This is a genomic window from Bradyrhizobium nivariense (assembly GCF_029846695.2).
Classification (GTDB): domain Bacteria; phylum Pseudomonadota; class Alphaproteobacteria; order Rhizobiales; family Xanthobacteraceae; genus Bradyrhizobium.
Genome location: NZ_JARWCR020000010.1, coordinates 120,704 through 146,418 on the forward strand (window position 1 = coordinate 120,704; position 25,715 = coordinate 146,418).

The following is a 25,715-nucleotide window of genomic DNA, read 5'->3' on the forward strand; positions in this document are numbered from 1 at the left end:
CGTGCTGACGCGGGTTTGCGACCGCCTGCACCATCTCCTGCCTGCACTCCGAGCTCCGCTGCGCGACCGGTTGCTAGCCATGAAGCGCCGCCGGAGAAATCGACCGCTTTATGACGGTACGCATTGCGAAGCTCGATTGCAGTCTTGCCACACCGGGTAGGCGCGACAAATGCTGCTTATGGATGCGTTCGTAGTCCTCCATGTCGCGCGCCAGCACCAAAAGCCGATAGTCGTCCGTGCCAGACATCAGATGGCAGGCGATAACGTCGGGGCACTTCTGGATTTCGGTCTCAAAAACCTTGAGCGCATCCTCACTTTGGCGGTCGAGCGTGATCTGGACGATCACGGTCAAGGGAAAGCCAAGCGAGTTTGCATCGATCACGACCGAGTAACCCTTGATGATCCCGGCTTTCTCCATTTGTAGCACGCGCCTCGCGCAAGACGTTGCCGAGAGACCGACACGTTCGGCAAGCGCCAACTGACTTATTCGGGCATCCCGAATGAGTTGGCTTAAGATTTTACGGTCAAGAGTATCGAGGGCTGTGAGCATCGTTGCGAACGCCCCTGCGGTTTTCCATTCACGTCAGGCCGGAAATCGTGATGCCGGCACCCTTCACCTTGTATTTGCGGTTGATCGCGATCAGAACGGAGGTGAGAGCCTCGGCTGCGGCCGAGTTCGCGAGCGCACCGCCATCGATGCCGCGATTGCTCACCGCATCCGCCAGCAGCATCACCTCCTTGCGGGCCTCCGGGTCGTCGCTGAACACGAGGACGTCGCAGTCCGCCTTGCCTCCGGCATGGAGTTTCTGTGAGCCGACATTGTGGAAGGCGCCGACCACCCGCGAGCTCGGATCAAGGTGCGATTGCGCGACCAGGGCAGCCGACCCGGCGCTCGGAAGTTGAACAACAGATACCTTCGGCGGCACGAGCGGCACGACCGCGGTGACAACGATCTTGCCCTTGGCCGCGTCCTTGATCTCGGCCAAGCTTGCCTCGTAGTTGGAGAAAGGTACGGCAACGACAACAATATCGCTGTTCGCCGCGGCGGCAGCGTTGGTGTCACCGCTGACATTGGCGAACCCGTCCGACTTCAGGAGCGCGACCGCATCCTGAGCGCGCTCAATCGAGCGCGATCCAAGGATCACGGAGTATCCGGCGCGGCTCCAGCTGCGGGCAAGGCCCGATCCGAGGTCTCCAGTGCCGCCGACGATCGACAAAGTCGGAAGGGGCGCGTTCGACATTTGTATTACACTCCTTTGCTTGCGGCATGGCGTCTTTCCGCGAAAACATCTGCTTTGCTTGAGCCTGCCGCACCTTATTGACACAAGGCCGAACACGACACCGCCTCTTCACGTGAACGTACTCTTCAAGGCCGGCGCGGCCGTAGGTCGACAATTCTCGGCCTCTCCCTGACAAAAGGAGTTCATGCTAGCCGCCCTCAAGATAGGGAAAGAAATTGAGCTCAGCCCCCTCCTTGACCTCAGCCGATAACGGCACGACCGTGTCACCAATTGATGCGAGCCAGACCTCATGCTCGGCGCTCAAGGAGTCGATCACCTTGAGAATTGTCGTCCCCTCGGGGAGGTCAAGCTGAATGGATCCGACACCGCCGGGCAGGAACCGGCGAAGATATCCATGCATGTTGACCTCGACGCGGATCATGGCTGCCGGGCTCGCATTGTAGCAGCAATTTTTTCAGCGGTCATCGGCAGCGAATTTGGCCAGCAGCCGGTCGCCGCTGCGATCGCATTGCCGATTGCGGCCGGTGGTTCGATGCAGGGTGGCTCGCCGACGCCCTTGGCGCCGTAAGGACCGGCTACGGAGCGGCATTCGACGATAATGCTCTCGATGTCCGGGACGTCCATTGCCGTCGGCATCTTGTAGTCAGTCAGGTTCGCATTCATGACGCGCCCGTCCTGATAAACGATCTCCTCCGACAGGGCCTGACCTATACCTTGCGCCACTCCGCCCTCGATCTGGCCTTCGATGTAAGTCGGGTTGATTGCATAGCCGACGTCCTGGGCTACGACATATCGATTGATCGTCACCTTGCCCGTGGCTTGATCGACCGAAAGGTCGACGGCATGGGCATGGTAGCTCGGTGTATTCCATACCGGAAGCGGATGGTTCTTGACGCGTGTCGGATCATAGGCTGGCGCAGGCGAAATGGCCGTGCCATGCGCGATGAGCCCGCCGCCGGCGAGACGCGAGATGCGCGCCAGCTCCGCGATCGAAATCGACTTGTTGCCGGCGACTACGTGCTTGTCCTGCAGCTTCATGTCCTCGATCGGCGCTTGTAGCTGGTTGGCTGCAAGCTCGAACATCTGGCGTCGTAGCTCGCGAGCGGCAGCCAGACACGCATTTCCGACGGAGAACGCCGTGCGGCTACCCTGAGCGCCGTAGTCGAACGGCGCGGCCTGGGTGTCGACACCTGTCACGTTGATGTCGGTCAGATCAAGGGACAACTCTTCGGCAAGCACTTGAGCAGCTCCCGTGAGGGCGCCAGTGCCAATTTCGACGGCGCCGCTGACGAGTGTCGCACTGCCGTCGGGATTGATCTTGACATAGACACCAGAAGAGCCCCCGGTCGTCATCCACCAGCTGCACGCAATGCCCTTGCCGCGTCCTGGCTCGGGATTGCGATCGTGCCAGCCGATCGCATCGGCCGCCTTGCGCAGACATTCCTCAATGCTCACGGACGTGTGCGTCTCGCCGGAAGGACCTGGATCTCCCTCCTTGACGATGTTGCGCAGGCGCATTTCGAGAGCATCCAAGCCGAGATTCTTCGCGATCATGTCGATCTGGCTTTCCATCGCGAAATTCGCCATCGGCCCCGCCGGCGCACGGAACGAGCCCGAATGGACCTTGTTCGTGTAGACAGCGATGCTTTCGAACGCGAGCGCTCCGGTCTTGTAAGGACCCGCCATGACCTGAAGTGCGATTGCAGCTGTGCCGGGACCTGAGCCTGCATAAGCCCCACAATCCACGATGATCCTGCCGCTTCGGGCAAGAAGGTGCCCTTCTTTGTCCACGGCAGTTTTGAGCAGGACGACGGAAGCCTGACGCGGAAGTGCCGCTGTGAGCTCCTCTTCGCTCGTCGACATCACCTTGACCGGGCGCGCGGTCTTGCGCGCGAGGAGAGCTGCGAAGTGCTCAACACCGATCCTCAGCTTGCCGCCGAAGCCGCCGCCAATACCTGGCACAGTCACGCGCACCCGCGCGGCCGGCAGATCGAGGATTTCGGCCAATGTCGTTTGCGTGTCAAACGGCAATTGAGTGTTGCACCAGACCGTCACGATCCCGTTGGCGTCCCAGTCCGCGGTCGCGACTCGCGGCTCGGTGTATCCTGGATGCTGCAGCGAGGTTGTGAACCGATGCTCGTAGACCTTATAAGCCGTGGCGAAGGTCCCTTCGACGTCGCCGACGTGAATACGGGCTTGTCCTGCGATGTTGCCTTTGCGCGAAATGATCGGCAGCGCCTTGTAGCTTTCCCAATCTGGATGGATGCGGATATCGCTTGTGAGCGCCTCCTCCGGGTCATACAGCGCCGGCAGATCCTGGTATTCAACCGTGATGGCCTCAATCGCGCGCTCCGCGATTTCGAGAGAGGTGGCAGCAACCGCGGCGATTGCATGTCCCATGAACAGGACGCGATCGGTTGCGAACACGGTCGTATCGCGTACCGCCGCTCCGTAACGGACCTGCGGGATGTCAGCGGCGGTGATAATGCCACGCACGCCGGCGATTGCAGCGGCGCGCGAGGTATCGATCCTCTTGATCAGCGCGTGCGCGCGAGCACTGCGCAGGATCTTGCCGTAGAGCATGCCGGGCAACTTGAAATCCGCAGCATAAACGTGCTTTCCGGTAACCTTGCCAACACCATCCCGCCGGGGCAGGCGGCGACCGACGACGCGATGGGTATGAGCGTTCATTGCTTGACTCCCGAGAGTGCGATGCGGTCTGCTGCGGTTGCCACGGCATCAACGATCTTGCGATAGCCTGTACAGCGGCATAGCGTCCCTGCGATGGCTTCCCTGATCTCGTCGCGCGAGGGTCGGCAGCCCGGATTTTCATCCAAGAATGACTTTGCCGTCAGGATCATTCCCGGGATGCAGTATCCGCACTGAACAGCGCCGCATTCGATGAACGCCTCCTGAAGGGGATGCAGATGCTCGGGATCGCCGATCCCCTCGATCGTCGTGATCGAGCATCCGTCAATTTGGCCTGCGAGCAGGATGCAGGAGTTCACGGCCCTTCCATCGAGCAGCACCGTACAGACGCCGCACTCAGCTTCCAGGCAGTTTTCCTTGGTGCCCATCATGCCGATCTCGTTGCGCAAGACCTGCAGCAACGTCCAATGGGGCTCAATGAGCAGCTGATGGCTCTCGCCGTTGACAACGATATTGAGAATTGTTCGGTTCATTGATCCTGTTCCCGAATTCGTTGCAGACACGTCTCAAGCGCGCGCTCGACCATGATCGCGACAAGACCATGGCGATAGCCGGCCGACGCGCGGACATCAGAGATCGGACTGGACGCCTCTGCCGCAAGCTTGCCCGCCTCCGCAAAGCTTTCCTTGCCGGCGGGCTTGCCTAGGAGATAGCTCTCCGCCTGTTCGGGCCGGAACGCCTTTGGGCTCGCTGCCCCGATGGCCAGGCGCACTGAAGCACAGCGCGAGGTGGAAGCCTCCAGCGTCAAGCAAGCCGCAACGCAAACCACCGATATCTCCATGGCCCGCCGGCGTCCTTCCTTCAGGAAGGCGGTTGCGGATCGGGTTGGAAGCTTGGCAAATCGGATGCTTGTGACGATCTCGGCGGGCATGAGGCCGGTCTTTCCCGGACCGATGATGAAGTCGCGTAAGGGGGCAGAGCGCCGTCCATCGGGACCTGTGATGTCGAGACTGGCATTGAGCGCGAGCAGCGGCGGCACAAAATCGGCGGCAGGCGAAGCATTGACGATGTTGCCGCCGATGGTTGCGATGTTTCGTACCTGATGGCCACCGACGACGCTGGCAGCCTCCAGCAGCGCCCGCAAATTACCCCGAAACGCAGCATGGGTTTCGATCGTGCGGTACCTCGTCAGCGCGCCAAGGGTGAATGCTTCGGCGGTCTCGGTGATTTCGCTCATGCCGGGCAGGCACGCGACATCGATCAGATGTACGGGATCGATCTTCTTCCGATTGATCTGGATGACTGTATCGGTCCCGCCGGCAACATAGCGCGCGGTCGGCGCAAAGCGTTGAGCAAGGTCGATGGCTTCGGTGACGGTAGCCGGGCGATGAAGATCAAAGCTCATGGCCTGCTCCCTTGCTTGTCTTGGGCAGCAGGCCACACCTCGGAGCCCATCTTGGCGATCGTGTCCTCGATCGCGCCTCCTTCGGGCGCGAAGGGCATGATGATGATCCCGTCGACGCCGGCTTGACGCAGCTCGATCACGCGCGCGGTCACCTCCTCGACATTGCCGGCCAGAGTGAAGGCATTGATATGGCGATCGGTCACATACGGCAGCAAAGGAAGATAAGGCGTCACGCCGGCGGCGTAATGGGCGCCCTGAACCGAGGCGAGCGCGTCCTCCGGCAAGGTAAGCCCCTGCTCTTCGGCCGTTTCAAATTTGAGACGTCCCGCACCCAGCAGTCTTGCAACCGTCGGCCGGAGCGTGTCACGGGCGGCCTGACCGTCTGAGGCAATACAGGCATTGAGCCTGACGATCAGCCTGACGGATTTGGGATCGCGGCCCGCCTTCCTCGCCCCGTCATCCAGTCTCGCACGGAAGGCCTTGACTTCGGGAGCATTGCCCCCTGCCTCCATGAACGCGGCATCGGCGCAAGCGCCTGCGGTTCGTTGGCCGAGCGGCCCGTTGCTGGCCACATAGATCGGGATCTCGGCGCGAATGGGAGCGAAATTCAGCTTGCCCTCCTTGAACTGAATGACCTCTCCCTCGTAGGTGACGGTTTCGCCGCGCAGGAGCATGCGAATGACCTCGATCGCTTCGCTGATCGCGCGCGCGGGCTTCTTGCGATCGATGCCGAGCTCGGCAAAGCCGGAAATTCCGGCGCCGATGCCCAGGATTGCGCGCTTGTTCGAAATCTCGTCGAGCGTCGCAATCGCCATGGCCGTCAGCGCCGGATGTCTCGCGTAGGGATCTGTCACGCAAGGCCCGAGCCTGACCCGCGACGTATTTTGCGCAAAATATCCCAGGCACGAATAGACCTCCCGATAAAACCTTTCATCGGCAAGCCAGACCGTATCGTATCCGCTCGCTTCGGCGAGCTTGACGCGATCAAGCATCTTGACCATGGGCGCGTTGCCGAGAATTAGCAGATCGAGGGTCATCTTGATGTCCTGTTTGCGCTTACGTCTTGGATCAGGCAGAGCTCAACGGGGCAACGAATTCATTCTATCTCGTCGCTGACGAAATAGATGTTCTTTGAGCGATCGAGAAACTTGCCATAAAGCTCCTCCCGCAGCGCAACACCGGCAGATGAGGCAAGGTCCTTGTCGTGTTGCTCCAGGCTCTTGACTTCGATTCTTTCGATGTACTGCCACGTTGCGGTCTCGGCGCCCTGGATGGGGCGGCGAATGCGATGAACTTTGTAGCTCACGTAATTGTCGAGGCTACGCACAAGAGCGTAGTCGCGCTCGCGGACCCAGGCCTCGTATTCGACTGGATCGACACCTTCCTTGAGCGTGCTGATCAAGAAACGGACTGGCATATGACTTTCTCCTTGGCTGTTTGCTCAATACGGGTTGATCTGATATCGCCGACGACCTTGACACGGACGCGCATGGCATTGCCGGGCAGATATGCGATCGGCGTATCCTCCGCCTCGACCAGGGCCAGTGATTCCGAATCCGCGCCGGCCTCCACCGCTCGGGATTCGGCAAGCTTGCGTGCTGAGCCGACGGCCTCCTCTCGCGTCAGCCCCTGGAAGACCTGATCGACTTCACCACTGATCTGGGCGATGGCTGCGCCAACCGCGTTCGCGCAGCCCCCGTGCTGAACGCGCACCACCTGCCCGACGCCCTGCAATTCTTCCGGAACAAGAAAGGCGCCCCCACCGACCGCGATGAGCGTGACGTCTGAAGCACTTGTCTTCATCCGGTCGACGTTCGCTTCCAGCATCTCCTTGCAGCGGCGCAGAACCCTCTTCACGTCATCAGCGGTGATGTGTGCCACACGCTTGCGATCGCCGAGGTCGATCAGTCCGGCGGCAACGCCGATGTCGGTCGAGGTCACGCTATTGCCGCCGAACACAAGCGCGTCCGTGGACAGGCGGTACCCAACACTGAGCGGCCCGATCGTTGCCGCTTCTAGGTCGATATGGCTGCCGCCGCCAAGTCCGATGGAAACGAGATCCGGCATGCGGAACAGGGTCCTCACGCCTCCGATGTGAACGACGGTGTTGGCTTCACGGGGAAAGCCGTTCCGCAAGAATCCAAAATCGGCCGTCGTGCCGCCGACATCGACCACCACCGCATCTTTGAGCCCGGAAAGATAGGCCGCACCCCGCATCGAGTTGGTCGCACCGGAGGCGAAGCTGAACACCGGATATGCGGCGGCACGAGAGGCCTCCGCGACGGTGCCGTCATTTTGCGTGACAAAAAGCGGCGCCTTAAGTCCGACCTTCGACTTGGCATGCTCAAAGGCCGCGATGGTCTTCTGCGCAAGCGCAATGAGAGAGGCATTGAGGATTGCCGCATTCTCGCGCTCGAGCAATCCGATCCCGCCGAGCAGATGTGCGCAGGTCACCGATGCATCGGGAATCTCCTCGCGCAGGATGGCGGCGACCTCTTCTTCGTCGGACGGATCGAGTGGGGAGAACAGTGCGTTGACCACGACGTATTCGAGGCCGAGGTTGCGGATTTCGCGGGCAATTCGCCTGGCGGCGGCAATATCCAGAGTGGCGAACCTGCGGCCGTCGTAATCGTGGCCGCCTTCAATCTGCCAGACCCCGCCATTGGCGAGCTCAGCCAGGTCAGCCGGCCAATCGGTGAAGGGCGGCAAAGAGCTCGTGGCGGGGAGCGCGACCCGGATCACCGCCACTTTGGTCAAATGACGGCGCTGGACGACCGCATTGATGAAGTGGGTCGTACCAATCATCAGCGCGTCGATGCTAGTTGCAAGTTCGGCGCTCAGATCGAGTGCATCGATCGCCGCAGCCACACCGCTGGTGACGTCGGCCGTGGTGGCGACTTTCACGCCCTGCACGACCTTTCCGCCGTCGATCAGCACGGCGTCCGTGTTGGTCCCACCTACGTCAATACCAATGCGTCTCATGAGGAGAATACCGACTTGAAATCGATGTCATAACCAAAGGCACGGGGACCGACATGGTCGAGCCCGCGCGGCGAGAGGAAGACTGGAGCCGCTGGGAGCGCGATCACCGTCGTGCGTTGCCCGTAGCGAATGGTTTCCGTTCCGATCGCCTCGCCGGATTCGCTGTCGAGAACGCAAATGAGGTCTGGCGTCGAGACGAGCGCCTGCCCATCACGCCAGACGACGATCCACTCGTTCTGGAAGTCGATCCGGATCCGGCTGCCATGATCATCGCCAAGCCCCTCCACGACAGTCCGGCCGCGCAGAAAACCCTCCGTTGTCCGCCGCTCGACCTCAACGACCTTGCCAGAGAACAGGAACTTACCGGACTCCGCCTTTAGAATGGCCGCTATCGGGTCGGCATGCTGCCGGTTGGCCTCGGCAACCGCCCGTCCGAGATTGATGGCCTTGGATGTGGTGCGAGGAATGGCCCATTTTTTCACTTCAGCACCGGAGCGCGGCGCCTTGCAGGTCGCGACAATGGATCCGAACTCGGTACAAAGCTTACGACTGACACGCTCCATCCACTTCCAGGAGGAGGTTTTGCCAACGATGGCCTCATTACCTCGCGGATCTACCGAGGTCAGCGGATAGGGAGCGAGATTGCCGACCGCAAAGCTCGTCATCTGCGCTTCGGGATAGGCCCGCCCCATTGCATCGGCATCGACAACCGGAATTTTCAGGTGAACGGCAGCGAGCAAGGACTGCATGCCGTTGCCGCCACCGATTTCGACGGCCATGACCGCTCTGAACTTGCGGTCAAGATGCTCTTCCATGGCCGAAACGGCGCGAGCGATCAGCCGGCTGTCGACCAGACGCTCCTGGAAAACAAGCGGAGCGCCCATGATGGAGACAACCGCGATCGCATCATCATCGTCCAGCTCGTCGGGATCGATCAGATCGAGGCGAACGCCGTCATCGTAGAAGCGCCGCAAGTTCAGCAGCGCGTGATACGGACTCCCGCCGCCGCCTGTTCCGAGAATCCAGGCACCGATCGAGAGCGCCTCGATATCCTCTGGACTCAATTGTTTCATCTAGAGCCTCCGAGCCGCATCCATCGCGGCGATAAAAGAACAGATCACGCAGCAACCGGGCCGCCACCACCAAGAGCGCGCTGCGCCCGCTGCAAGAGAAACTGATCGCCGAAGCGGTGTGCGATGCGCTGGGCGGCAGTCGTAAGCAGCGTGATCGCGAGATTCCTCTCCTCATCGCTCACGTGCGAGGCCGGATAGGAAATACAGAAGCCCACCGTCTCGCCGATTTCAGGATCGGAGACGCTCACCGATATCGAACCGACCCCGGGGATCGCCTCATCGAGGGCCTCGGCCCAGCCGAACCGGCGCGGCTGGACCAGCGCCGCCACCAACTCGTCGACGTTTTGAGGCGCGCGCGGCGAAGGCGGAGTGAGCCCCCCAGCGTGAAGGGAGCGCACCACACTATCCGGAAGGCGCGAGAGCAGACTGCGCCCAATCGCCGTCGCAAATGCAGGGGCACGCTGCCCAAGCGGCGTAAATACGCGCAAGGCGTGAGACCCCTGATGCATCCGGATGACCAGGACATCCGCACCATCAAGGATCGAGACATAACCGGTATGCCCGGTCCCTCGGGTGATTTCCCTCACGGCCTCATCGACCGCGTCAATCAGCGACGAGTTCAGCTTGTAGAGGCGCGAAATCTCGAAAAGCAAGTTTCCGACCTTGTAGCGCGGCGGATTCTCCGAGCGCGACAACAGCCCCTCCAGCAGCATCGTCTTGAGCAGTCGAGATGCTGAACTTTTAGGCATATCCAACAGCTGCGAGACATCCGTCACCGAGACTTCAAGCCTGCCAGGGCCAAAAAGCCTAAGGATCTGTGCTGCATTCTCGATAGAGCCCACTTTTCAACCACCGTGTTTCGTATACTGAAACTCAGTTGACAATAACAGGACGATGACAATAATGCAAGCCATCGCGCACCGGATGACCGGCAAATCTTTCGCGCAAAGCAGGAGGGGATGAGATGACAAGGGACACGCGCCGTCGGGATTTCTTGAAGTTTGCGGCAACCAGCGTGGCGGCCCTCACCTGCACCGGCACAGCTCGTTTCGCTGCCGCGCAGGAAAAACGAACGCTGACAGTCGCCTGGGATGCCGACATCGACACACTCGATCCGGCCTCCTTTAAGACGTCGGCCGGCTACACCGTGCAGGCCAACGTTTACGACAGTCCGCTGATGTGGAAGGTGCAGCCGGTCGAGGGAAAACCGGGAGTCTCGCAAGCAAAGCCTGGCGAGATCGAGGGCGGCATCGCCCAGTCCTGGTCCTTCGAAAATGGCGGCTCCACGCTCGTGCTGAACGTCCGCAAAGGCGTGAAATTACCGAGCGGCCGCGATGTCAACGCCACGACCGTGAAGTATCTCCTCGACCGCGGGCTGCAGTCGCCGGGTTATATGCGCCTCCTGTTTCCGCGGCTTCTGGGGGTGACGAAGCCCGAGCAGTTCAAGGTGCGCGATGAGTTTACGATCGAGATCAACATGCCTGCGCCAAGCCCGATGGCGCTGGACATGATGGCGCTTATGAACAACGCGATGCTTGATCCGGATGAGGTCAAGGCGAATACGACGGCGGACGATCCCTGGGCTGCCAACTGGTTGAAGCGAAACACCGCCGGGCTCGGGCCGTATCAGCTGGTGAAGAACCAGCCGGGGGTCGAGGTCGTCCTCGAAGCGCAGGCCGATCACTGGCGTGGCCGGCCGTACTTCGATCGGGTAGTCTTCAAATACGTACCGAACGAAGCCGACCGCGTGCTGCTGCTCAAGCGCAAGGCCATCGACATGGTGGTCGGTAGATCAACTCTGTCGCCGCGCAATGTGAAGGCTCTCGAGGCGGAGCCAGGTTTGAAGACCGTTTCCGTGCCCGATACCCTGTGTCACTGGCTCTGCATGAACACGCAGAAGGCGCCGCTTGACAATGTCAAGGTACGCCAGGCGATCAATTACGCAATCCCGGTTCAGGCCATCATCCCGAGCGTGCTGTATGGTTTTGGCACCGAGATGAAGAGCCCTGTGCCGAGTTTGACGCCTGGTTACGACAGCACGATCAGTCCGTACAAGTACGACATCGCAAAGGCCAAGGAGTTGATGCGCGAGGCCGGCTTCGGCAAGGAGCCGATTCCGATCGACCTTGCGGTACGCGCTGGATGGCAGCCGCATGAGCAGGCCTCGGTCTGGCTCCAGACCGAGCTGGAGAAGATCGGCTTCAAGGTGAGCATCGTCAAGGAAACCGAGGCCACCTTCCGACAGATCGCAACCAAAGGCGGTCACCAGCTTTCGATCGAGTCGTGGCAGTCCTGGATCAACGATCCCTTCTATCATTTGTTCTTCAACTTCCACAGCACAGCAAAAGGCACCAACAGCTCATTCTATTCCAATCCGGAAGTTGACAAGCTGATTGATGAAAACATGCACGAAACCGATACCAGCAAGCGTCTGGCGGCGGCAAAACGCCTGCAGGAGATCGTTATCGGCGACGCCGTCTGGGGACATCTCTGGTACGAGAACTGGACCCGCGTCATGCGAACCGACCTCGTTGGCATTGAGAAGCGCTGGGATAGTTATGAGCGCTTTTTCAGCATGAAGCTCGCCTGAACACGTCAATTTTCGTCTCGATCGGGAGATCGCTTCAATGGGTTTTTTTAATTATGTGATGCGACGGTTTGCGCTGGCTCTGCCGACCTTGTTCGGCGTCAGCGTGATCTGCTTCACCCTCACCTACCTGCTCCCGGGCAATCCGGCCATGGTGAAGGCGGGCCCCTTTGCCACACCAGAGCATCTGGCGGTGATGGAGCACCAAATGGGCCTGGATCGTGCGTTTCCAGAGCAGTATTACCGCTACGTCTCCGGCATCTTCAAAGGCGATCTTGGTGAGAGTGCCTCGACGGGACGGCCGGTGTCTCAGGACTTCCTGCAGCGCCTGCCGGCCACTCTCGAGCTCAATCTGGCGAGCCTTCTCATCGCGATCGTGATCGGACTGCCTCTCGGGGTCTTATCTGCGGTGCATCGGGACACATTGATCGACCATATCGGACGAGTGGTCGGCATCATGGGTGTCGCGATGCCGAGCTTCCTGACGGGGCTCCTGTTCGTTTACGTCTTCTTTTACATGCTCAACTTGGCCCCCTCTCCGCTTGGACGCCTGGGATCCGGTATCGAACCTCCCGCACACGTAACCGGCCTTTATGTGATCGACTCCCTGATTACCGGCAACTGGATCACCCTACGGTCAAGCCTGCATCAGCTCATGCTCCCTGCAGCTACCCTCGGGCTCAGCGCGATCGCGCCGGTCGCCCGCATGGTGAGATCCACCATGCTTGAGATCCTCGAGTCCGATTACATCAAGGCAGCGTGGGCGGCCGGGTTGCCGGCGCGAACGGTGATCTACAGGGATGCCCTGCGAAATGCGCTCATACCCGTCATCACGATTTCCGGAATCGTTTTTGGATTTCTGATGGCCGGAAATGCGGTCGTGGAAAGCGTGTTTTCATGGCCGGGTATCGGCAATTACGCGGTGACTGCATTGCTCACGAAGGACTCGGCGCCAATCCAGTCTTTCATCCTCTTCGTCGCGGTGACGTGTGTCGTGGTCAATCTGGCGGTCGATATTGCGTACGGCCTTGTTGATCCCCGGATAAGGTTCAGCTGATGTCCTCATCATTGTCTGTGTCCACCCCGATTTCGCAACCAGCCGCTTCGCCTCTGACGTGGCGGCGGCTTCAGCGTAATCCCGTCTCGTTTGCGGCCCTGTGTGTCATCGTGCTGATCGCAGCGGCCGCGATATTGGCCCCGATCATGGCGCCCTACGCGCCCGATGCCACCGACCCTGCAGCCTCTCTGCAGCCTCCCTCCTGGCATCATGCGCTTGGCACTGACGAGTTCGGCCGCGATCAACTCTCGCGGATCATTTTTGCCGCACGTGTCGACCTGCTGGTTGCCTTTGCGGCGACGTTTGTTGCCGTTTCCATCGGAGGGCTGCTTGGAGCCGTCGTCGGATACAGCCGAGGCTGGGCTGATACGATCGCGATGCGCGTCGTCGACGCGCTGATGGCCTTTCCGGCGTTCGTACTGGCCATGGGCATCACGGCGGGGCTTGGCAATTCCACCACGAATGTCGCCATTGCGATCTCGATCACGCAAATCCCGGCCTACCTGCGGCTGACGCGTGGGGAGATGCTTCGGCTTCGTGAGATGGAATATGCCGATGCTGCTCGCACTCTCGGTAATCCAACCTGGAGGATTGTGCTGATTCACCTGCTGCCCAACTGTCTTCCGCCGCTGATCGTCCAGGCGACCCTTTCGACGGGCTTTGCACTCCTGACGATGGCCTCCCTGTCTTTTATAGGCCTTGGAATTCAGCCGCCGCAGAGCGAATGGGGCGTCATGACGGCGGAAGGCGCCTCGCAGATCGTCACGGGAGAATGGTGGCTGTTCCTGTTTCCCGGCCTTGCGATCATGATTTCTGTTCTCGCATTCAATCTTATCGGCGATGGACTGCGTGATCTTCTGGACCCACGCATGAGGGGGCTGCGATGACCGGACTTCTTGAAATCTCTGATCTGACGGTTCATTTCGAGATCGACCAGGGCGCAATTAAAGCTGTCGATCACATCAACCTGACGATTCGCCGAGGCGAGGTTCTCGGACTGGTTGGCGAGTCCGGCTCGGGCAAGTCGGTCACGTCTTTCGCTGTTCTGCGCCTGATCCGTCCGCCAGGACGCGTGGTTTCAGGAAAGGTCCACTTTGAGGGCGTTGATCTTGGCACTCTTCCAGAGGAAGAGATGCGGCGGATGCGCGGCGCCAAGATCGCGATGATATCGCAAACGCCGCGAACCGCGCTCAATCCGCTACTGACTGTTGGAAAGCAGATTTCACGCTTGCTGATGGTCCACGCAGGCTTGTCCGCACGCGAGGCGGACAAGAGGATGCTGGAGATGCTGCGCCTTGTCCAGATCCCGGCGCCGGAAAAGCGAGCCAAGCAATATCCGCATCAGCTTTCGGGGGGGATGTGTCAACGCATCATGATAGCGATGGCGCTTGCGACCTCACCTCAGCTCCTGCTCGCGGACGAGCCAACGACCGGGCTCGACGTTTCGATCGCGGCCAAGATTCTCGATCTGCTGCGCGAATTGAGCGCGAAAACAGGTGCTGCGATCATGCTCGTCACGCACGATCTCGGCGTCGTTGCCGAGATATGCGACCGCGTTGCCGTTATGCATGCGGGCCAGGTCGTGGAATGCGCTCCCGTACGGGAGCTATTCCATAATCCCGCCCATCCCTATACCAAGGCGCTCGTCCGGTCGATACCGAGGGTAGATCGGGACGTCGTTCTCGAGCCCATACCCGGGTCGGTCCCTTCGCTGGTCAACCCGCCGAGCGGGTGCCGTTACGCCGGACGCTGTGAGTGGGTGATGGACCGCTGTCGCGCTTCGCGCCCTGCAATGGTCGAGGCCGGTCCCGGCCATGTTGTTGCATGTTATGGATTCGAGGAACGCCGTGGCACTCATTGAGATTCGTGATCTGCAAATGCACTTTCCGCTCGGCGGGATGGCCGGCACACTCGCGCGCCTGCGCGGTCAGAAGCAGCCTGTGGTGCGGGCGGTCGATTCCGTCTCCTTCGACGTCGAGGCCGGCGAAACCGTCGGCTTGGTCGGCGAGTCCGGGTGTGGAAAATCGACCGTTGCGCGCTGCCTGGTCCGGCTGCTCGAGCCGACGGCGGGATCCGTCCGCTATGATGGCAAGGAGATAGCGACGCTTGATGCGCATGCCATGAAGCCTTTGCGCCGCGACATCCAGATGGTGTTTCAAGATCCGACTGCCTCGCTCAATCCCAGGCTGTCGGTGAGGCGGATGGTCGAGGAGGCGCTCAAGCTTCACACCGAGCTTCAGGCAAAGGACCGGCGGGAGCGCGTTGAGGAGCTCATGCAAGAGGTGGGACTAGGCCGCGACCAGTTAGACCGATATCCGCACGAGCTTTCGGGCGGTCAACGCCAGCGGGTCAATATAGCTCGGGCGATTGCAACGAATCCCCGGTTCGTTGTTCTTGATGAGCCTACCTCCGCACTGGACGTGTCGCTACGCTCGCGCGCGATTCTCTTGTTGGAGAAGCTGCGCGAGCAACTCGGTCTGTCCTATCTTTTCATTTCACACGATCTGGCCACAGTGAAGTACCTCGCGAGCCGCGTTGCAGTGATGTATCTCGGCAGCATTGTGGAAATGTCAGACACAAAGGATCTGTTTGCAAGCCCGTTGCATCCCTACTCGCGAGCTCTGCTGGCGGCCGTTCCGATTCCGGATCCCGACGCAAGGCGCGACGATTTCGCTTTGTCGGGGGAAATTCCAAGCCCTATCGATATCGCGCCCGGCTGCAGGCTGAGAGGGCGTTGTCCATTGGCCAAGCCTGTCTGCGCGGAAAGACGACCGCCTCTGAGGGAGGTTGCGCCCGGCCGCTTCGTCGCCTGTCACCTGGTCTGAAAGGTCGTCTCTCGTGCAGCCTATGAGGCTGAACTCGCTACCTCGGCAAGGAGCTGATCGACGAACTCTGCGACAACTATCTTGACAAGTCCAAGACAGCATCGGCCTGATCGGGAGGTATCGAGCCATGGAGCTCGTAACGAGCTTGGTCTAGATGCCTCTTCCGCGTCAACTCCTCCCCCGGCGCGCGCCGCAGAATGGTTGGGGTGAGCTCGTTTCAGAGCTCACAGCGCGCTTCTCCGAGCTCACAGCGCGCTTCTCAGAGCTCACAGCGCGCTTCGCAGTTGGTCGACTTGTTCGCAAAGCGCCTTGAAGCAGCTCAACGAAAAAGCTAAACTGCGCCTGGTCAGGATATTGAACTCTCGCTCCTGAAAGACTCCAACGAAGCGTCCGGTGCCCTCACCTCAAAAAAACGGGCCACTCCGAGGAGTGGCCCAAGTCAGGGAGGAAACGTCCCATAGGGACTTCTGGGATCAGGCCGCAGCCTGTTCGATCGGTGAAAATGGCAAGCCAAGACTCTCGGCCACGGCCTTGTACGTGAGCCGGCCACGATAGACGTTAAGGCCTGCCCGCAGACACGGATTTTCGAGCACCGCCGCAAAACTCTTGTTGGCGAGAGCCAACCCAAAGGGTAACGTGGCATTGTTCAATGCCTGGCTCGAAGTGAGCGGGACGGCTCCGGGCATATTGGCGACACAGTAATGAATGACGCCATCGACCTCGTAAGTGGGATCGGCGTGCGTGGTCGGGCGTGATGTCTCGAAACAGCCACCTTGATCGATGGCGACGTCAACGATAACGGACCCCTTGCGCAACGAGCCTAGCATGCTGCGGCTGACAAGTTTCGGCGCGCTCGCACCGGGGACGAGGACCGCGCCGATGACTACGTCGGCTGCAAGGACCTCCTCTTCGACAGCATCGATCGTGGAAAATCTGGTACGAATGCGACTTTCGAACAGTTCATCCAGTTCGCGAAGACGGGGGATCGAGCGGTCGAGGATTGTGACCTCGGCGCCTAAGCCCGCCGCCATGCGTGCCGCATGAGTCCCAACAACGCCCCCTCCAATCACGACGATGCGAGCCGGCTGCACGCCAGGAACGCCGCCGATCAACAGTCCCCGTCCGCCGGTATAGCGCTTGAGGGCGCTGCCTGCCGCTTCTACCGCAAGCCTTCCCGCCACCTCGCTCATCGGCGCAAGCAGCGGAAGGCCACCAAGCGCATCCGTTACGGTCTCATAGGCGATGGCAGAGCATCCCGATTCCAAGAGCCCTTTCGCTTGTTCCGGGTCTGGTGCCAGATGCAGGTAGGTGAAAAGGATCTGATCCTCGCGCAGCTGAGTCCACTCGGAAGGCTGCGGCTCCTTCACCTTTACGATCATCTCGCTTGCTGCAAACACCTCATGAGCTGAGCTCACAATCGTTGCGCCCACCTTGCGATACTTGTCATCCGTCGCGCCGATGCCGGCACCCGCATTGGTCTCGACAAGTACACTGTGACCGGCAGCTACATATTCGCGGGCGGCGCCAGGGGTCAAACCCACGCGGTATTCGTGCGCCTTGATTTCCTTTGGAACACCGACCTTCATGTGCAATCTCCTGATTTTCAAGCCCCTCGTTTAACCCAAGGGGCAGTTTGTTTTTCTGCAAACTCGCGAAGCTGGAACGAAAACTTGCAGAACTTTAAGCATTTTTGACGCTGCTACGCAGGATTTCAACCAAATGGGTGCGAGCGCCCGCATCAGTCGGACTGGCTCTCCAATCAAATTGGGATTGTTCAGCGCTGCAATCGTTGTGGCGTAAGCCGGAGGATGAAGACCACATCAGCAGATATCACTCGGCCGTGCCGGCGACGGAGAGGCCAGTTCCGACCACAGCGCCCGCGCCAAGCTGCGGCGCCCCTGACACTAGACCGGTTGCGATGCCGGGCCCGAAGATGCCAAGACCGAGCATGGCGAGCGCTGCGAGCACGACCGAGAGCGCCTGCTCGATCGTCGGCTGGCCGCCGCCATAAGCGGTGGTGAACTGGGAGAACAGCCCGGTGCCAATGCCGACGATGACAGCGAGCACCATCACCTTCGCGTCGCAGGCGACGACGTTGGCCAGCACCTTCTCCGCGAGGAAGACGGTCTTCCCGCGTTCTGCGAGGAGATGGGTGGCCGTGCGGAGGCGCAGCTCGCAGAGGGGGCGGTAAAGCTCGCGCGAGGTCGGTACGGAGGATACGCGCAGAGATCCTTTCCTAGACGGGCCAAACTGTCGCGATTGAGCCACTTCTCGCGCTCGGAACCGATTTCGACTGGCGCTCACTTAGATGGTGGGGCCGTGCTCTTGCAGTTATTGTCACTTGCATTCTTATATGGCCGCAGCTTTACCTTGCTTGGACAGTCTCAGTAATCGGAAGCTGAAACGGCGGCCCAAGCACATCATGACAGCGCGGTTAGCGCGGCGTCTAAGGTGAGTGTGCAACCGCAAATAACTGTCACAAACATGCCACCGTCACCATGAAAACGATAATCGCGCCTTTTCTGCTTCTTGCTTCAATGATGCTGACGGCTCGCGCCGACGCGCAGGTCGCTAGCCCGGCTAAAGGCAGGTCACGAGAGTGTCGATGGTGCAACGTCAAGATCATCCCCTATTGGCGTCCCCAGTGCCTCTTCGATCCCAAGAACTAAAACGCGTTAGAATTGGATAGAAGCGGCAGTGGTTTCATGCACAACCACCCCGCTATTCCCTTGCGATCACGCTGGATCACGCTCGATGCTGCCCTCGTTTGGTAAGCGTCCGGTGAGGTTTCAATTACCCACAAATTCTCCTCCGACCAAGGCGCCTAACGCGATGTCGGTGAGGCGCGACAGCCCGCGCCACATGACCGTATTGCCAGGCGGCGGATCGCTGGCGCGGGCGAGATAACCGCCGAGCCGGGCGATCTTGATGAGATAGTGCGAAAGCGTCTTTCTCGCTTTTGGTTTGTCGTTGACGAGGCGATCGAGCACGCCGATTTCGGTCGCCGTCAACGCGAGGGTTGGTGGCGCGTCTGGAGCGGAACGGTTGAGCATCGTCATCCAGAAGACCCGCCAACTCAGGATGCAAAAGAGCGAGATCAGATTGGTCAGACGCTGGGCGGTCCTAAGCTTCGACTCCTCGGCTTTGCAGCCTGATTTGAGTATCTTGTGGAACACCTCGATCTTCCATCTCAAAGCATACCATTCGAGCTTCTCAATGGCGTCGGTGCGGGAGCTAACAGGCAGATCTGTGATCAGCTTCCACTCGATTTTCTTTCTGTTCTTCGGCGTCACGCGCTCTTCGGCATGGATCACCGTCAAGGTCAGCGCCGGGTAGCGCTTCTGCTTTCCGATCGGTGGCAAGACGCGAATCTTGCGATATCTGATCTCGAGGACGGCTTCATCGGGATGGCGCGGAAAGTGGCAGATATCCAATGATGAATCTAGTGCGGGCGGCCGGACTCGAAACGGCACAGGCCTTGCGGCCCCACGGATTTTCGTACCACTTCGGCCGCCGCCGCCGATCCGGCGTTCGTGGTCTAGACTATCCCTTCACCCTGGCGTTGTGCGCTGTAGGTGCTGCCCGTCTAGTTTCTACACCTTCCCCCTGGCGGGGGCTTGGCTCGGGATTGCCAGTGAAGGTTTCCCCGACTTTGAGCCGTTCTGCTCCTGGGGTTTCCCCTAGGGCACTCAATGGCTTAAGTCCGATGCGTCTACCAGTTCCGCCACGCCCGCATCCGTCCATCTATACGGCGCAATTCGCGTAAGGCCAAGAGAATCCAATAGTTTTCGCACATGGTTTGAGCAGCCTAGCGCAGGGTTTCCAGCTCGCCTCGGCGGATTTCCGCCACTTCCTTCTTCGGCGACTTCTTCTTCCGGACGTTGATGGCGCTGGCGTCCAGCACGTCCTTCAGGTGGGCAGCATAGTACTTCTCGATCATCTCGACGCTGGTCCGGCAGTTCTTGGCCCATGTAGATGTCGGCGCCCTCCATCAGGCGGAAGCAGATGTAGCTGTGCCGCAAGCTGTAAAGCGTGCGGGGACGTCCCTCCCGGCCGAACTTCTGCGTGCTCTGCAGGGGCCGTAGCCGCGCTTTCCGCGCACTTCGATTTCACGAATGGTTTCCTGGTGCCTTCATCGAAGGCCACGGTCACGTCGCGAGCCTCTATACGCCGCGAGTAATTGATAGAAAAGTAGTTCCACACGTAACACGCAAACGACCAATCACTGGTCAGCACACTTCCATGGAAAATGCGCCTACGCGCAATAGGCGAACCGCTGCCGGCTCGTAAGAGGATCCAAACGCGATAGGGGTTAGCCGCAGCGTCCGCATCGGGTCGCGAGGCGAGCCGCGTTGCGATCTCCGCGTACCCAATCACGCAGGGGGCAAGTGCCACCTTGAGTGCCAGCAGATCGCCACGCATTCCGGCGTCCAGAACGTAGCGTGTGTAAGCCAGCATCCCGACCCCCGGAGGGGGTCTGTTCAAGGTCGCTCGGCGATAGACCCCAACCGGCACAGAGCTTCACATGAAGGTTCATCTCGACATCAAGGATTGCCGAGAGGCCGGCTGCTGCTTCACGCATGTCGGCGAGCTTGGGCGACTTGTAGACCGAGAGCGCGTAGGCTCGCGCAAACTCGATGAGGAACAGGTAGTTCCGAGGTAGTGACGAAACGCCGCTTCGGCGAGCGATCCGTCTGCCAATCCGTTCCTAAAGGGATGCTCGGTATAGGCCCGCCACTCAGCGGATGCTTCTGTCTTTAGACGCTCGAAGAAACTCACGATCTATCGCCTAGCTTCCTTTCCGATGAACCCTTTTTTGCTCGCTACCGATAGCGCGCGGACCGAGACGCTGACCTGGGCAGGCCGCGGCGATCAGCCGGCAAAATGGCATAAAGAATTCGCCTCGTCGCCGGCATCAAGATGCCTTCCCACGTTATCACTAACAGAACGCAACGCCCTAAGTCCAAGCTTCGATTGGAAGAACTGCACCAGTTTCGCACCAGAAACGAACTCGACAAACCACAACCAATGAGACCAAAATCAACCGGAAAGGCAGTAAAATCAACGAAGCTATTCGTTATTTTACCGCTCGTAACGGCCTGGTTGCTGGTTCGAGTCCTGCCGCACATATGGGGAAATCGCCCGCACTAGATTTTTGACTGGTCCTCTTCGCCCTGCGGTTCTGAAGGCGCCGTTACTTCGTACGGTTGAACGCCGCGTGATAGCTCGCCACTAGGCGTACTTCTTTTCTGCTCAGCCTGCCAAGGTGTTCTTGTTAACCGCAACTGCGGCTGCCCAGCTGCAGTCATAATGAGCGCCCAACAACTTCATTGTGACAACAGCGACAAGAACGCAGATGATCTGCAACAACGTTCTGGTCGAGAACACTCTATTGAAGCGCGTCATGATGCCGACTTCTAGCGCTGGTGACCGAGCCGGATTCCAAGCTTGAGCGCCTTTTGGCGAAGTGAGCCTTCGGAGCGCTTTGTGAGCTTCGCAATTTTCGCAACCGGAGTCTTCGCTTTCGAATGAGCGCGTAGCTCCTTCACGTCAGCCTTCGTGTATTCACGACGCACAGGTTTCTTCTTCGTAGCTGTCTTCTTTGCCTTCTTCGCCACTCTTAGCTCCTCGATTCGAGAGTGGGCGTACTAGCACAGCTACATTGAGGCGCAACTCTCCATCAGTTGCCCCCTATCCGCTGGTCCGATGCGTGAACTCGCTCAGATGTCAGTTTTGCCAGCGATTTGATGCCGGAGAGATTCGGTATGTGCCCGAAGTTCAAGCACGCATTAATGCGCTGCTGGCGGCGGGTATGACCACCGGTGCTGCCAAATTCATCCGCGACGAGCGCGGCATCCAGACGTTTGGAAAGGTCCCGGGCCGGGCGCTGGCGCGCCTTCACGCCGACCTTCGTCTTTTCTTTGCACACGGGGCCAAGTGAGCACGGGCACGGCGTGCTGCGAGCTTGCCAACAGCGCATCCGGTCTGTCCGATTTGCACGCTACAGAGCACAGGAGTTATGCGCCTCCGATCCGCGGCGCGACGCACCTCTTCGTTTGTCGCCGGACGGCCAAGGCTTGAATTAGGAGCAGATTTCATTTATGCCCTTCCATAGCAAGCCGCAGCGCCTTCGGGATACGCTGCGCTCTTCCGCCTGAGATAAACGCCACACGTACACGCGCCGTGACCAAGAGATCCTCTGCGCGCCTGCATTCCTGCAGTAAGGTAATTGACGCGCCTCTCACCTCTTGCGGGAGAGTAACGACGTCAAGCACGTCGTCCAAGACTGCCGGCCTTAGAAAATCGATTGTCATCGACCGGACTACAAAGGCAAAGCCGGGCGCATCGTTCCGCGCCTCTTGGAGCAGCGCGTGCTGACTCGTTCCGAGCAGGCGCAAGTAATTCGTCCTGCCGCGTTCCATGAAGCGTAAAAAATTCGCGTGATACACAATTTTGCCGGAATCCGTATCTTCGAAATAGACGCGGACCTGCATCTGATGGCGTCCATCGCGAATTTCGCCGTCAAGAGAGGCTGTCACAGTGCGATTTCCCTTGTTGGGTTTTCGAGAACTCGTTCTCTTGCACGGACGCGCTTTTCCAAGCAATCATCAAAATCTTGGGCATTGCAGCGCCCTCTCGTTCGCGCTGTGCGCATCGGGCGGGCAAGCGCCGAAGCGGTTCTCGCCCGCAGTGCTGGTACGTTGTTCGATATGATATCTGGAAGGTTAGGGCAGGTCCAATAGCAGTCAGCTGCTTTGGCCTCGTCTCCCGCAGCGGGGCAGATGACGGCTCCGATGGTTGCCAGGAGTTGGCAGAGGATTTGCGTCGCAGGCGCGCGCAAGCAGTTAGATCCATCCGGTCCCAGAGTCGCACGCCAGTGGGTCGGTGCGACTCCGACGTGCCTTGCGTCCGATTCAATGACGTTCGTCGTGTAATGACTGCGAAAACGGCATCGTCAAGCTATGAACCGGATGAATCGGATGTCTCGCCCCCTCAGACACAAGTATTTCTACTCCGCTTTGCTTAGCAAATTCCCTCCGACCTACGATTACCTTCGCAGCGACGCGCTCGCGCCCGACATTCGAAGAATCTCATTTTCATTCACGACTGCAACAGTCAACATGAATAGACTCGCCATTGCCAATTGAGACTTCCATGAGCGCTGCAGGAGCAAAAGTCATCCGTCGCCCTGTCATGACTCTTGTCAGGTCATGGCGCTTGCCGACTGAGGCTGCTGCCGGATGGCGATCCGCATCGGGCGAAAGCCGAATGCAGGGGCTTCGATCGAGCCTCCGAACGGAGCATGCGAACGCCGCACGTGATCCCTGTCGCCTATCCATAGCGCGCGCTAGAAATTTACGGTAGCTTGTGAAGGCTTCGCTGTAATGCGTACCCGAATCCGATCGCCTCGGGGCCAAAAGGCGATCATGCGACCGCTTGATCCTTCTCACCTGCAAAGTTGGGACAATCCCAACAATGAGGAAATTTGGCTTGAGCTGGCGCGTGCCATTGGACGGCAGCTTGCGCGGGATGAACAAGGCGTTTCGGGGCAGTCGATAGAGGAACGGGATGGCGACACCATCACAAAAAAAGAGGGCCGCGATATACGCCCGCTACTCGAGCGACATGCAAAAAGTGACCTCGATTGATGGTCAGCTATTACTCTGCCGGAAGGTCGCCGCACGCAATAGCCTTGATGTCGTTGGTGAATTTGTCGACGCTGCAAAGTCTGGCCTTACCGAAGACAAGCGCGATGGCTATCAGCGTTTGCTCGAAGGTGTGCGAAAGCAAGACTTCGACGTGATCATCGTCGAGCATTTCGACCGCTTGTCGCGCGACCCCGCCACAATCCAGCGGCTCAAGCAGGTGTTTGAGTTCAACCGCGTTGAGCTGATGGATCAGAAAGGCGTTTATGCAACGGCGACTGACATCAGCATCGCAAGTCTTTACAATACGATCTACAAGCCACAGCTCGCCGACAAGGTTCGGCGCGGGCACGATAACGCTGTCAGCAACGGAAGAATTCCCGGCTCATACGCCTATGGTTATCGGCCAAGGTCGGGCGCGCCTGGCGAGCGGATGATCGATGAGAGCGAAGCGAAGATCGTGCGCCGTATCTTCATCGAGTATACGTCGGGCCGTTCAACGCGAGATATCGCCGCCGATCTCACCCGCGAAGGCGTTCCCTCGCCTGGGGCCACTCGTCATAAGAACAAGGCTGGTCGTACCACCTGGAATCATCAGTGCATCACTGGCGGCCGCCATGGTCGCGGCATTATCGGCAACGAACTGTATATCGGCGAAATACATTGGAATGTTCGCTCAACAATTCTCAATCCGGAAACGCAGAAGAAGCAGAAGCGCCGCAATCCGGAAGAACGCCACATCATCGTCAAAAACGCCGATCTGCGGATCGTTCCCCAAACCCTCTGGGATAGAGCGCAGAAGGTTCGCAGTGAGCGCGCTATCCACATGTTCGGACCGACCGGCAAGCCGCGGCGCCGACCCGTGGTCCCGCGCAACAACGAGCATCCGCTTGCAGGAGTGCTTCGGTGCGGCGTTTGCTATGGCCATATGCGAATCGCTCAGTCCTCCCGGAATGGCGGACCACGCGCCGCATGCGCCAACGCGCATCAGCGAAGCACCTGCGAGCATACCCGCAGCTTTGATATGGACGTTCTACTGAACGATGTTGCGGAAAAAATGGAAGTAAGATTGCTTTCTCCGAAAGCCATGGAAGAGGCGATGCGTGCCTGGAAGGAGGAGCGGAAGAGCGATCAGCAAAAGAACAGCGAACGCTCTAACCTAGAGCGTCGGTGCCATGTGCTGAACACTGAGATCGAACGCTTGTCATATGCGATCGCGAACAGCCGTCGCAAGCCGGATGAGTTAGTCAAGCGGATAGATGAATGTGACGCGGAGCGGGAAACTGTCGAGGAGCGCCTGCGGTTGCTCCGCAGCGGTGGCGAAAACGTGATCCCGTTCGATCATCCGAGGTTTGGTGACCGATATTGTTCGGAGGCAAAGAGACTGGTCACCGCGCTCAAGACAAATCCGAAGGCGATCGAGACCCGTGTCGCTTTCCGTAACCTGCTCGACTGCATTATAGTGCATCCGGTGCGCAAGCGGATGCCCTACGAGTACACCCCGTACTTGAACGCCGCAGCCCTTTTCAGCCCGCAGCTTTTCCCAGAAAACTGTCCCAAAACAGGGAACATCAGCACGTTTATCTGTTACGACAACGTCCAGTCTGAGAAATCCGTGTCCTCGTAATAGACGCGGACCTGCATGTGGTGGCGGCCATCGCGGATCTCGCCGTCGAGATGAGCTGTCATTTCGAAAACTCTCGCTCTATATCTCGACGTCCATCCAAGACTCGCACAATGACTATTCGATCAAGCTCGACGAGGTAAAAAGCGATATAACCGTCAATCGACAAACCTCGAAGTGACACCCTCAACTCACTCCGATCCGGCCCCATAAGGGGGGAACTTCCGTAGCTCATCGAACCGCTCTGAGAATCTTGCGGCCAATCGATCCGCTGCAGCCGAACTACGCCCGGCGAGATATGAATGGATCTCAAGAAGGTCTGTGCGAGCGCGCAAGGACAGAACAACCTGCACGCGGCCCCCTATCGCTTCGCCCGAGTTTGCCTGAGGAATTCGCCGAGGTCCCACGGGACTACGCGTCCAGCTTCCACGTCTGCCATCCCTTCATCAATCGCGTCTTTGAGCGCTCGAAACTTCTTGGCTTGGGACAACAGATAATCAGCCGCTGCCCCCTGCATCTCCTCAGGCAGCAACTCAAGGGCTTCGACAGCTTTCTCGATGGCAGAATTCATCAGATCAGTATAGCGCAGCCCCAGGCATGTGCCCAGACGCCTGCCGAAATTTAGC

Annotated in this window: 27 protein-coding genes and 3 pseudogenes; 7 read left to right on the forward strand and 23 right to left on the reverse strand. The window is 59.4% G+C overall.

The features are described from left to right. Positions 1–73: 73 nt before the first annotated feature. From QCM77_RS11200 to QCM77_RS11250, 11 genes are all read right to left on the reverse strand, one after another. Positions 74–550 (reverse strand): Lrp/AsnC family transcriptional regulator, encoded by a 477-nt coding sequence (locus QCM77_RS11200; protein WP_279683478.1) that lies wholly within the window; start codon positions 548–550, stop codon positions 74–76. A gap of 28 nt (positions 551–578) precedes the next feature. Further along, complete coding sequence (gene npdG / locus QCM77_RS11205; RefSeq protein WP_279683480.1) at positions 579–1,241, reverse strand: NADPH-dependent F420 reductase; 663 nt, start codon at positions 1,239–1,241, stop codon at positions 579–581. A gap of 187 nt (positions 1,242–1,428) precedes the next feature. Continuing rightward, positions 1,429–1,662: a MoaD/ThiS family protein gene (locus QCM77_RS11210; RefSeq protein WP_279683482.1), complete on the reverse strand. Its 234-nt coding sequence runs from the start codon at positions 1,660–1,662 to the stop codon at positions 1,429–1,431. Beyond that, on the reverse strand, positions 1,659–3,932 hold the full coding sequence (locus tag QCM77_RS11215; protein ID WP_279683484.1) for a xanthine dehydrogenase family protein molybdopterin-binding subunit: 2,274 nt from the start codon (positions 3,930–3,932) through the stop codon (positions 1,659–1,661). Before QCM77_RS11215 ends, QCM77_RS11210 begins: the two co-directional genes overlap by 4 nt. Beyond that, positions 3,929–4,423, reverse strand: coding sequence for a (2Fe-2S)-binding protein (locus QCM77_RS11220; protein ID WP_279683486.1), 495 nt, complete (start codon positions 4,421–4,423; stop codon positions 3,929–3,931). The genes QCM77_RS11215 and QCM77_RS11220 overlap by 4 nt, the downstream gene beginning before the upstream one ends. Continuing rightward, positions 4,420–5,295 carry an FAD binding domain-containing protein gene (locus tag QCM77_RS11225; RefSeq protein WP_279683488.1) on the reverse strand — a complete coding sequence of 292 codons (876 nt, stop codon included), beginning with the start codon at positions 5,293–5,295 and terminating at the stop codon, positions 4,420–4,422. The genes QCM77_RS11220 and QCM77_RS11225 overlap by 4 nt, the downstream gene beginning before the upstream one ends. Next, positions 5,292–6,332 (reverse strand): LLM class flavin-dependent oxidoreductase, encoded by a 1,041-nt coding sequence (locus QCM77_RS11230; protein WP_279683490.1) that lies wholly within the window; start codon positions 6,330–6,332, stop codon positions 5,292–5,294. Before QCM77_RS11230 ends, QCM77_RS11225 begins: the two co-directional genes overlap by 4 nt. 59 nt (positions 6,333–6,391) lie before the next feature. Beyond that, positions 6,392–6,697 carry a RedY/HapK family protein gene (locus QCM77_RS11235; RefSeq protein ID WP_279683491.1) on the reverse strand — a complete coding sequence of 102 codons (306 nt, stop codon included), beginning with the start codon at positions 6,695–6,697 and terminating at the stop codon, positions 6,392–6,394. Further along, positions 6,694–8,277 carry a hydantoinase/oxoprolinase N-terminal domain-containing protein gene (locus QCM77_RS11240; protein ID WP_279683493.1) on the reverse strand — a complete coding sequence of 528 codons (1,584 nt, stop codon included), beginning with the start codon at positions 8,275–8,277 and terminating at the stop codon, positions 6,694–6,696. Before QCM77_RS11240 ends, QCM77_RS11235 begins: the two co-directional genes overlap by 4 nt. After that, a complete protein-coding gene (locus QCM77_RS11245) occupies positions 8,274–9,350 on the reverse strand; it encodes an S-methyl thiohydantoin desulfurase family protein (RefSeq protein ID WP_279683495.1) in 1,077 nt (358 codons plus the stop codon). The genes QCM77_RS11240 and QCM77_RS11245 overlap by 4 nt, the downstream gene beginning before the upstream one ends. A gap of 44 nt (positions 9,351–9,394) precedes the next feature. Then, on the reverse strand, positions 9,395–10,192 hold the full coding sequence (locus QCM77_RS11250) for an IclR family transcriptional regulator (RefSeq protein ID WP_279683497.1): 798 nt from the start codon (positions 10,190–10,192) through the stop codon (positions 9,395–9,397). A 122-nt stretch (positions 10,193–10,314) separates the two neighbouring features. Between QCM77_RS11250 and QCM77_RS11255 the strand changes: the two genes are divergently transcribed. Genes QCM77_RS11255 through QCM77_RS11275 form a run of 5 tightly spaced genes read left to right on the forward strand, consistent with a single transcriptional unit; the run spans position 10,315 to position 15,819 of the window. After that, positions 10,315–11,940, forward strand: a complete 1,626-nt coding sequence (locus tag QCM77_RS11255; RefSeq protein ID WP_279683499.1) for an ABC transporter substrate-binding protein — start codon at positions 10,315–10,317, stop codon at positions 11,938–11,940. A 37-nt stretch (positions 11,941–11,977) separates the two neighbouring features. Further along, positions 11,978–12,994 carry an ABC transporter permease gene (locus tag QCM77_RS11260; protein WP_279683501.1) on the forward strand — a complete coding sequence of 339 codons (1,017 nt, stop codon included), beginning with the start codon at positions 11,978–11,980 and terminating at the stop codon, positions 12,992–12,994. Next, positions 12,994–13,881: an ABC transporter permease gene (locus tag QCM77_RS11265; protein ID WP_279683503.1), complete on the forward strand. Its 888-nt coding sequence runs from the start codon at positions 12,994–12,996 to the stop codon at positions 13,879–13,881. The genes QCM77_RS11260 and QCM77_RS11265 overlap by 1 nt, the downstream gene beginning before the upstream one ends. Further along, complete coding sequence (locus QCM77_RS11270; protein ID WP_279683504.1) at positions 13,878–14,855, forward strand: ABC transporter ATP-binding protein; 978 nt, start codon at positions 13,878–13,880, stop codon at positions 14,853–14,855. The genes QCM77_RS11265 and QCM77_RS11270 overlap by 4 nt, the downstream gene beginning before the upstream one ends. Continuing rightward, positions 14,842–15,819: an ABC transporter ATP-binding protein gene (locus tag QCM77_RS11275; protein ID WP_279683505.1), complete on the forward strand. Its 978-nt coding sequence runs from the start codon at positions 14,842–14,844 to the stop codon at positions 15,817–15,819. The genes QCM77_RS11270 and QCM77_RS11275 overlap by 14 nt, the downstream gene beginning before the upstream one ends. A gap of 473 nt (positions 15,820–16,292) precedes the next feature. Here QCM77_RS11275 and ald read toward each other — a convergent pair whose 3' ends face one another. The 8 genes and pseudogenes from ald to ybgC form a co-directional block, all read right to left on the reverse strand. Continuing rightward, the gene (gene ald / locus QCM77_RS11280) at positions 16,293–17,405 is read right to left on the reverse strand and encodes an alanine dehydrogenase (RefSeq protein WP_279683507.1); all 1,113 of its coding nucleotides are present in this window, start codon (positions 17,403–17,405) and stop codon (positions 16,293–16,295) included. Between the two features lie 250 nt (positions 17,406–17,655). Next, a pseudogene (locus QCM77_RS11285) lies at positions 17,656–18,015 on the reverse strand (type IV secretion system protein); the annotation flags it as partial. A gap of 593 nt (positions 18,016–18,608) precedes the next feature. Further along, positions 18,609–19,253, reverse strand: a complete 645-nt coding sequence (locus QCM77_RS11290; protein WP_511337191.1) for an IS4 family transposase — start codon at positions 19,251–19,253, stop codon at positions 18,609–18,611. A gap of 374 nt (positions 19,254–19,627) precedes the next feature. Beyond that, positions 19,628–19,759: a hypothetical protein gene (locus tag QCM77_RS11295; RefSeq protein WP_279683510.1), complete on the reverse strand. Its 132-nt coding sequence runs from the start codon at positions 19,757–19,759 to the stop codon at positions 19,628–19,630. A gap of 335 nt (positions 19,760–20,094) precedes the next feature. Beyond that, a pseudogene (locus QCM77_RS11300) lies at positions 20,095–20,598 on the reverse strand (TenA family protein); the annotation flags it as partial. Positions 20,599–21,236: 638 nt separating this feature from the next. Then, complete coding sequence (locus QCM77_RS11305) at positions 21,237–21,437, reverse strand: hypothetical protein (protein WP_057848204.1); 201 nt, start codon at positions 21,435–21,437, stop codon at positions 21,237–21,239. Positions 21,438–21,499: 62 nt separating this feature from the next. Beyond that, positions 21,500–21,721 (reverse strand): hypothetical protein, encoded by a 222-nt coding sequence (locus QCM77_RS11310; RefSeq protein ID WP_279683516.1) that lies wholly within the window; start codon positions 21,719–21,721, stop codon positions 21,500–21,502. 193 nt (positions 21,722–21,914) lie between these two features. Then, the gene (gene ybgC, locus QCM77_RS11315) at positions 21,915–22,358 is read right to left on the reverse strand and encodes a tol-pal system-associated acyl-CoA thioesterase (RefSeq protein ID WP_279683517.1); all 444 of its coding nucleotides are present in this window, start codon (positions 22,356–22,358) and stop codon (positions 21,915–21,917) included. Between the two features lie 888 nt (positions 22,359–23,246). Here ybgC and QCM77_RS11320 point away from each other — a divergent pair. Both QCM77_RS11320 and QCM77_RS11325 read left to right on the forward strand, forming a co-directional pair. Next, the gene (locus QCM77_RS11320; RefSeq protein ID WP_279683519.1) at positions 23,247–23,468 is read left to right on the forward strand and encodes a hypothetical protein; all 222 of its coding nucleotides are present in this window, start codon (positions 23,247–23,249) and stop codon (positions 23,466–23,468) included. After that, positions 23,446–25,092: a recombinase family protein gene (locus QCM77_RS11325; protein ID WP_279683521.1), complete on the forward strand. Its 1,647-nt coding sequence runs from the start codon at positions 23,446–23,448 to the stop codon at positions 25,090–25,092. Before QCM77_RS11320 ends, QCM77_RS11325 begins: the two co-directional genes overlap by 23 nt. Here QCM77_RS11325 and QCM77_RS11330 read toward each other — a convergent pair. The 4 genes and pseudogenes from QCM77_RS11330 to QCM77_RS11345 all read right to left on the reverse strand — a co-directional run. After that, a pseudogene (locus QCM77_RS11330) lies at positions 25,071–25,154 on the reverse strand (acyl-CoA thioester hydrolase); the annotation flags it as partial. The gene QCM77_RS11325 and the pseudogene QCM77_RS11330 overlap by 22 nt on opposite strands. Then, the gene (locus tag QCM77_RS11335) at positions 25,151–25,324 is read right to left on the reverse strand and encodes a type II toxin-antitoxin system RelE/ParE family toxin (protein WP_347882365.1); all 174 of its coding nucleotides are present in this window, start codon (positions 25,322–25,324) and stop codon (positions 25,151–25,153) included. The gene QCM77_RS11335 and the pseudogene QCM77_RS11330, both read right to left, overlap by 4 nt. Next, positions 25,281–25,496 carry a type II toxin-antitoxin system RelE/ParE family toxin gene (locus QCM77_RS11340; protein ID WP_347882366.1) on the reverse strand — a complete coding sequence of 72 codons (216 nt, stop codon included), beginning with the start codon at positions 25,494–25,496 and terminating at the stop codon, positions 25,281–25,283. Before QCM77_RS11340 ends, QCM77_RS11335 begins: the two co-directional genes overlap by 44 nt. After that, positions 25,451–25,660 (reverse strand): hypothetical protein, encoded by a 210-nt coding sequence (locus QCM77_RS11345; protein WP_279662546.1) that lies wholly within the window; start codon positions 25,658–25,660, stop codon positions 25,451–25,453. The genes QCM77_RS11340 and QCM77_RS11345 overlap by 46 nt, the downstream gene beginning before the upstream one ends. Between the last annotated feature and the right edge of the window lie 55 nt (positions 25,661–25,715).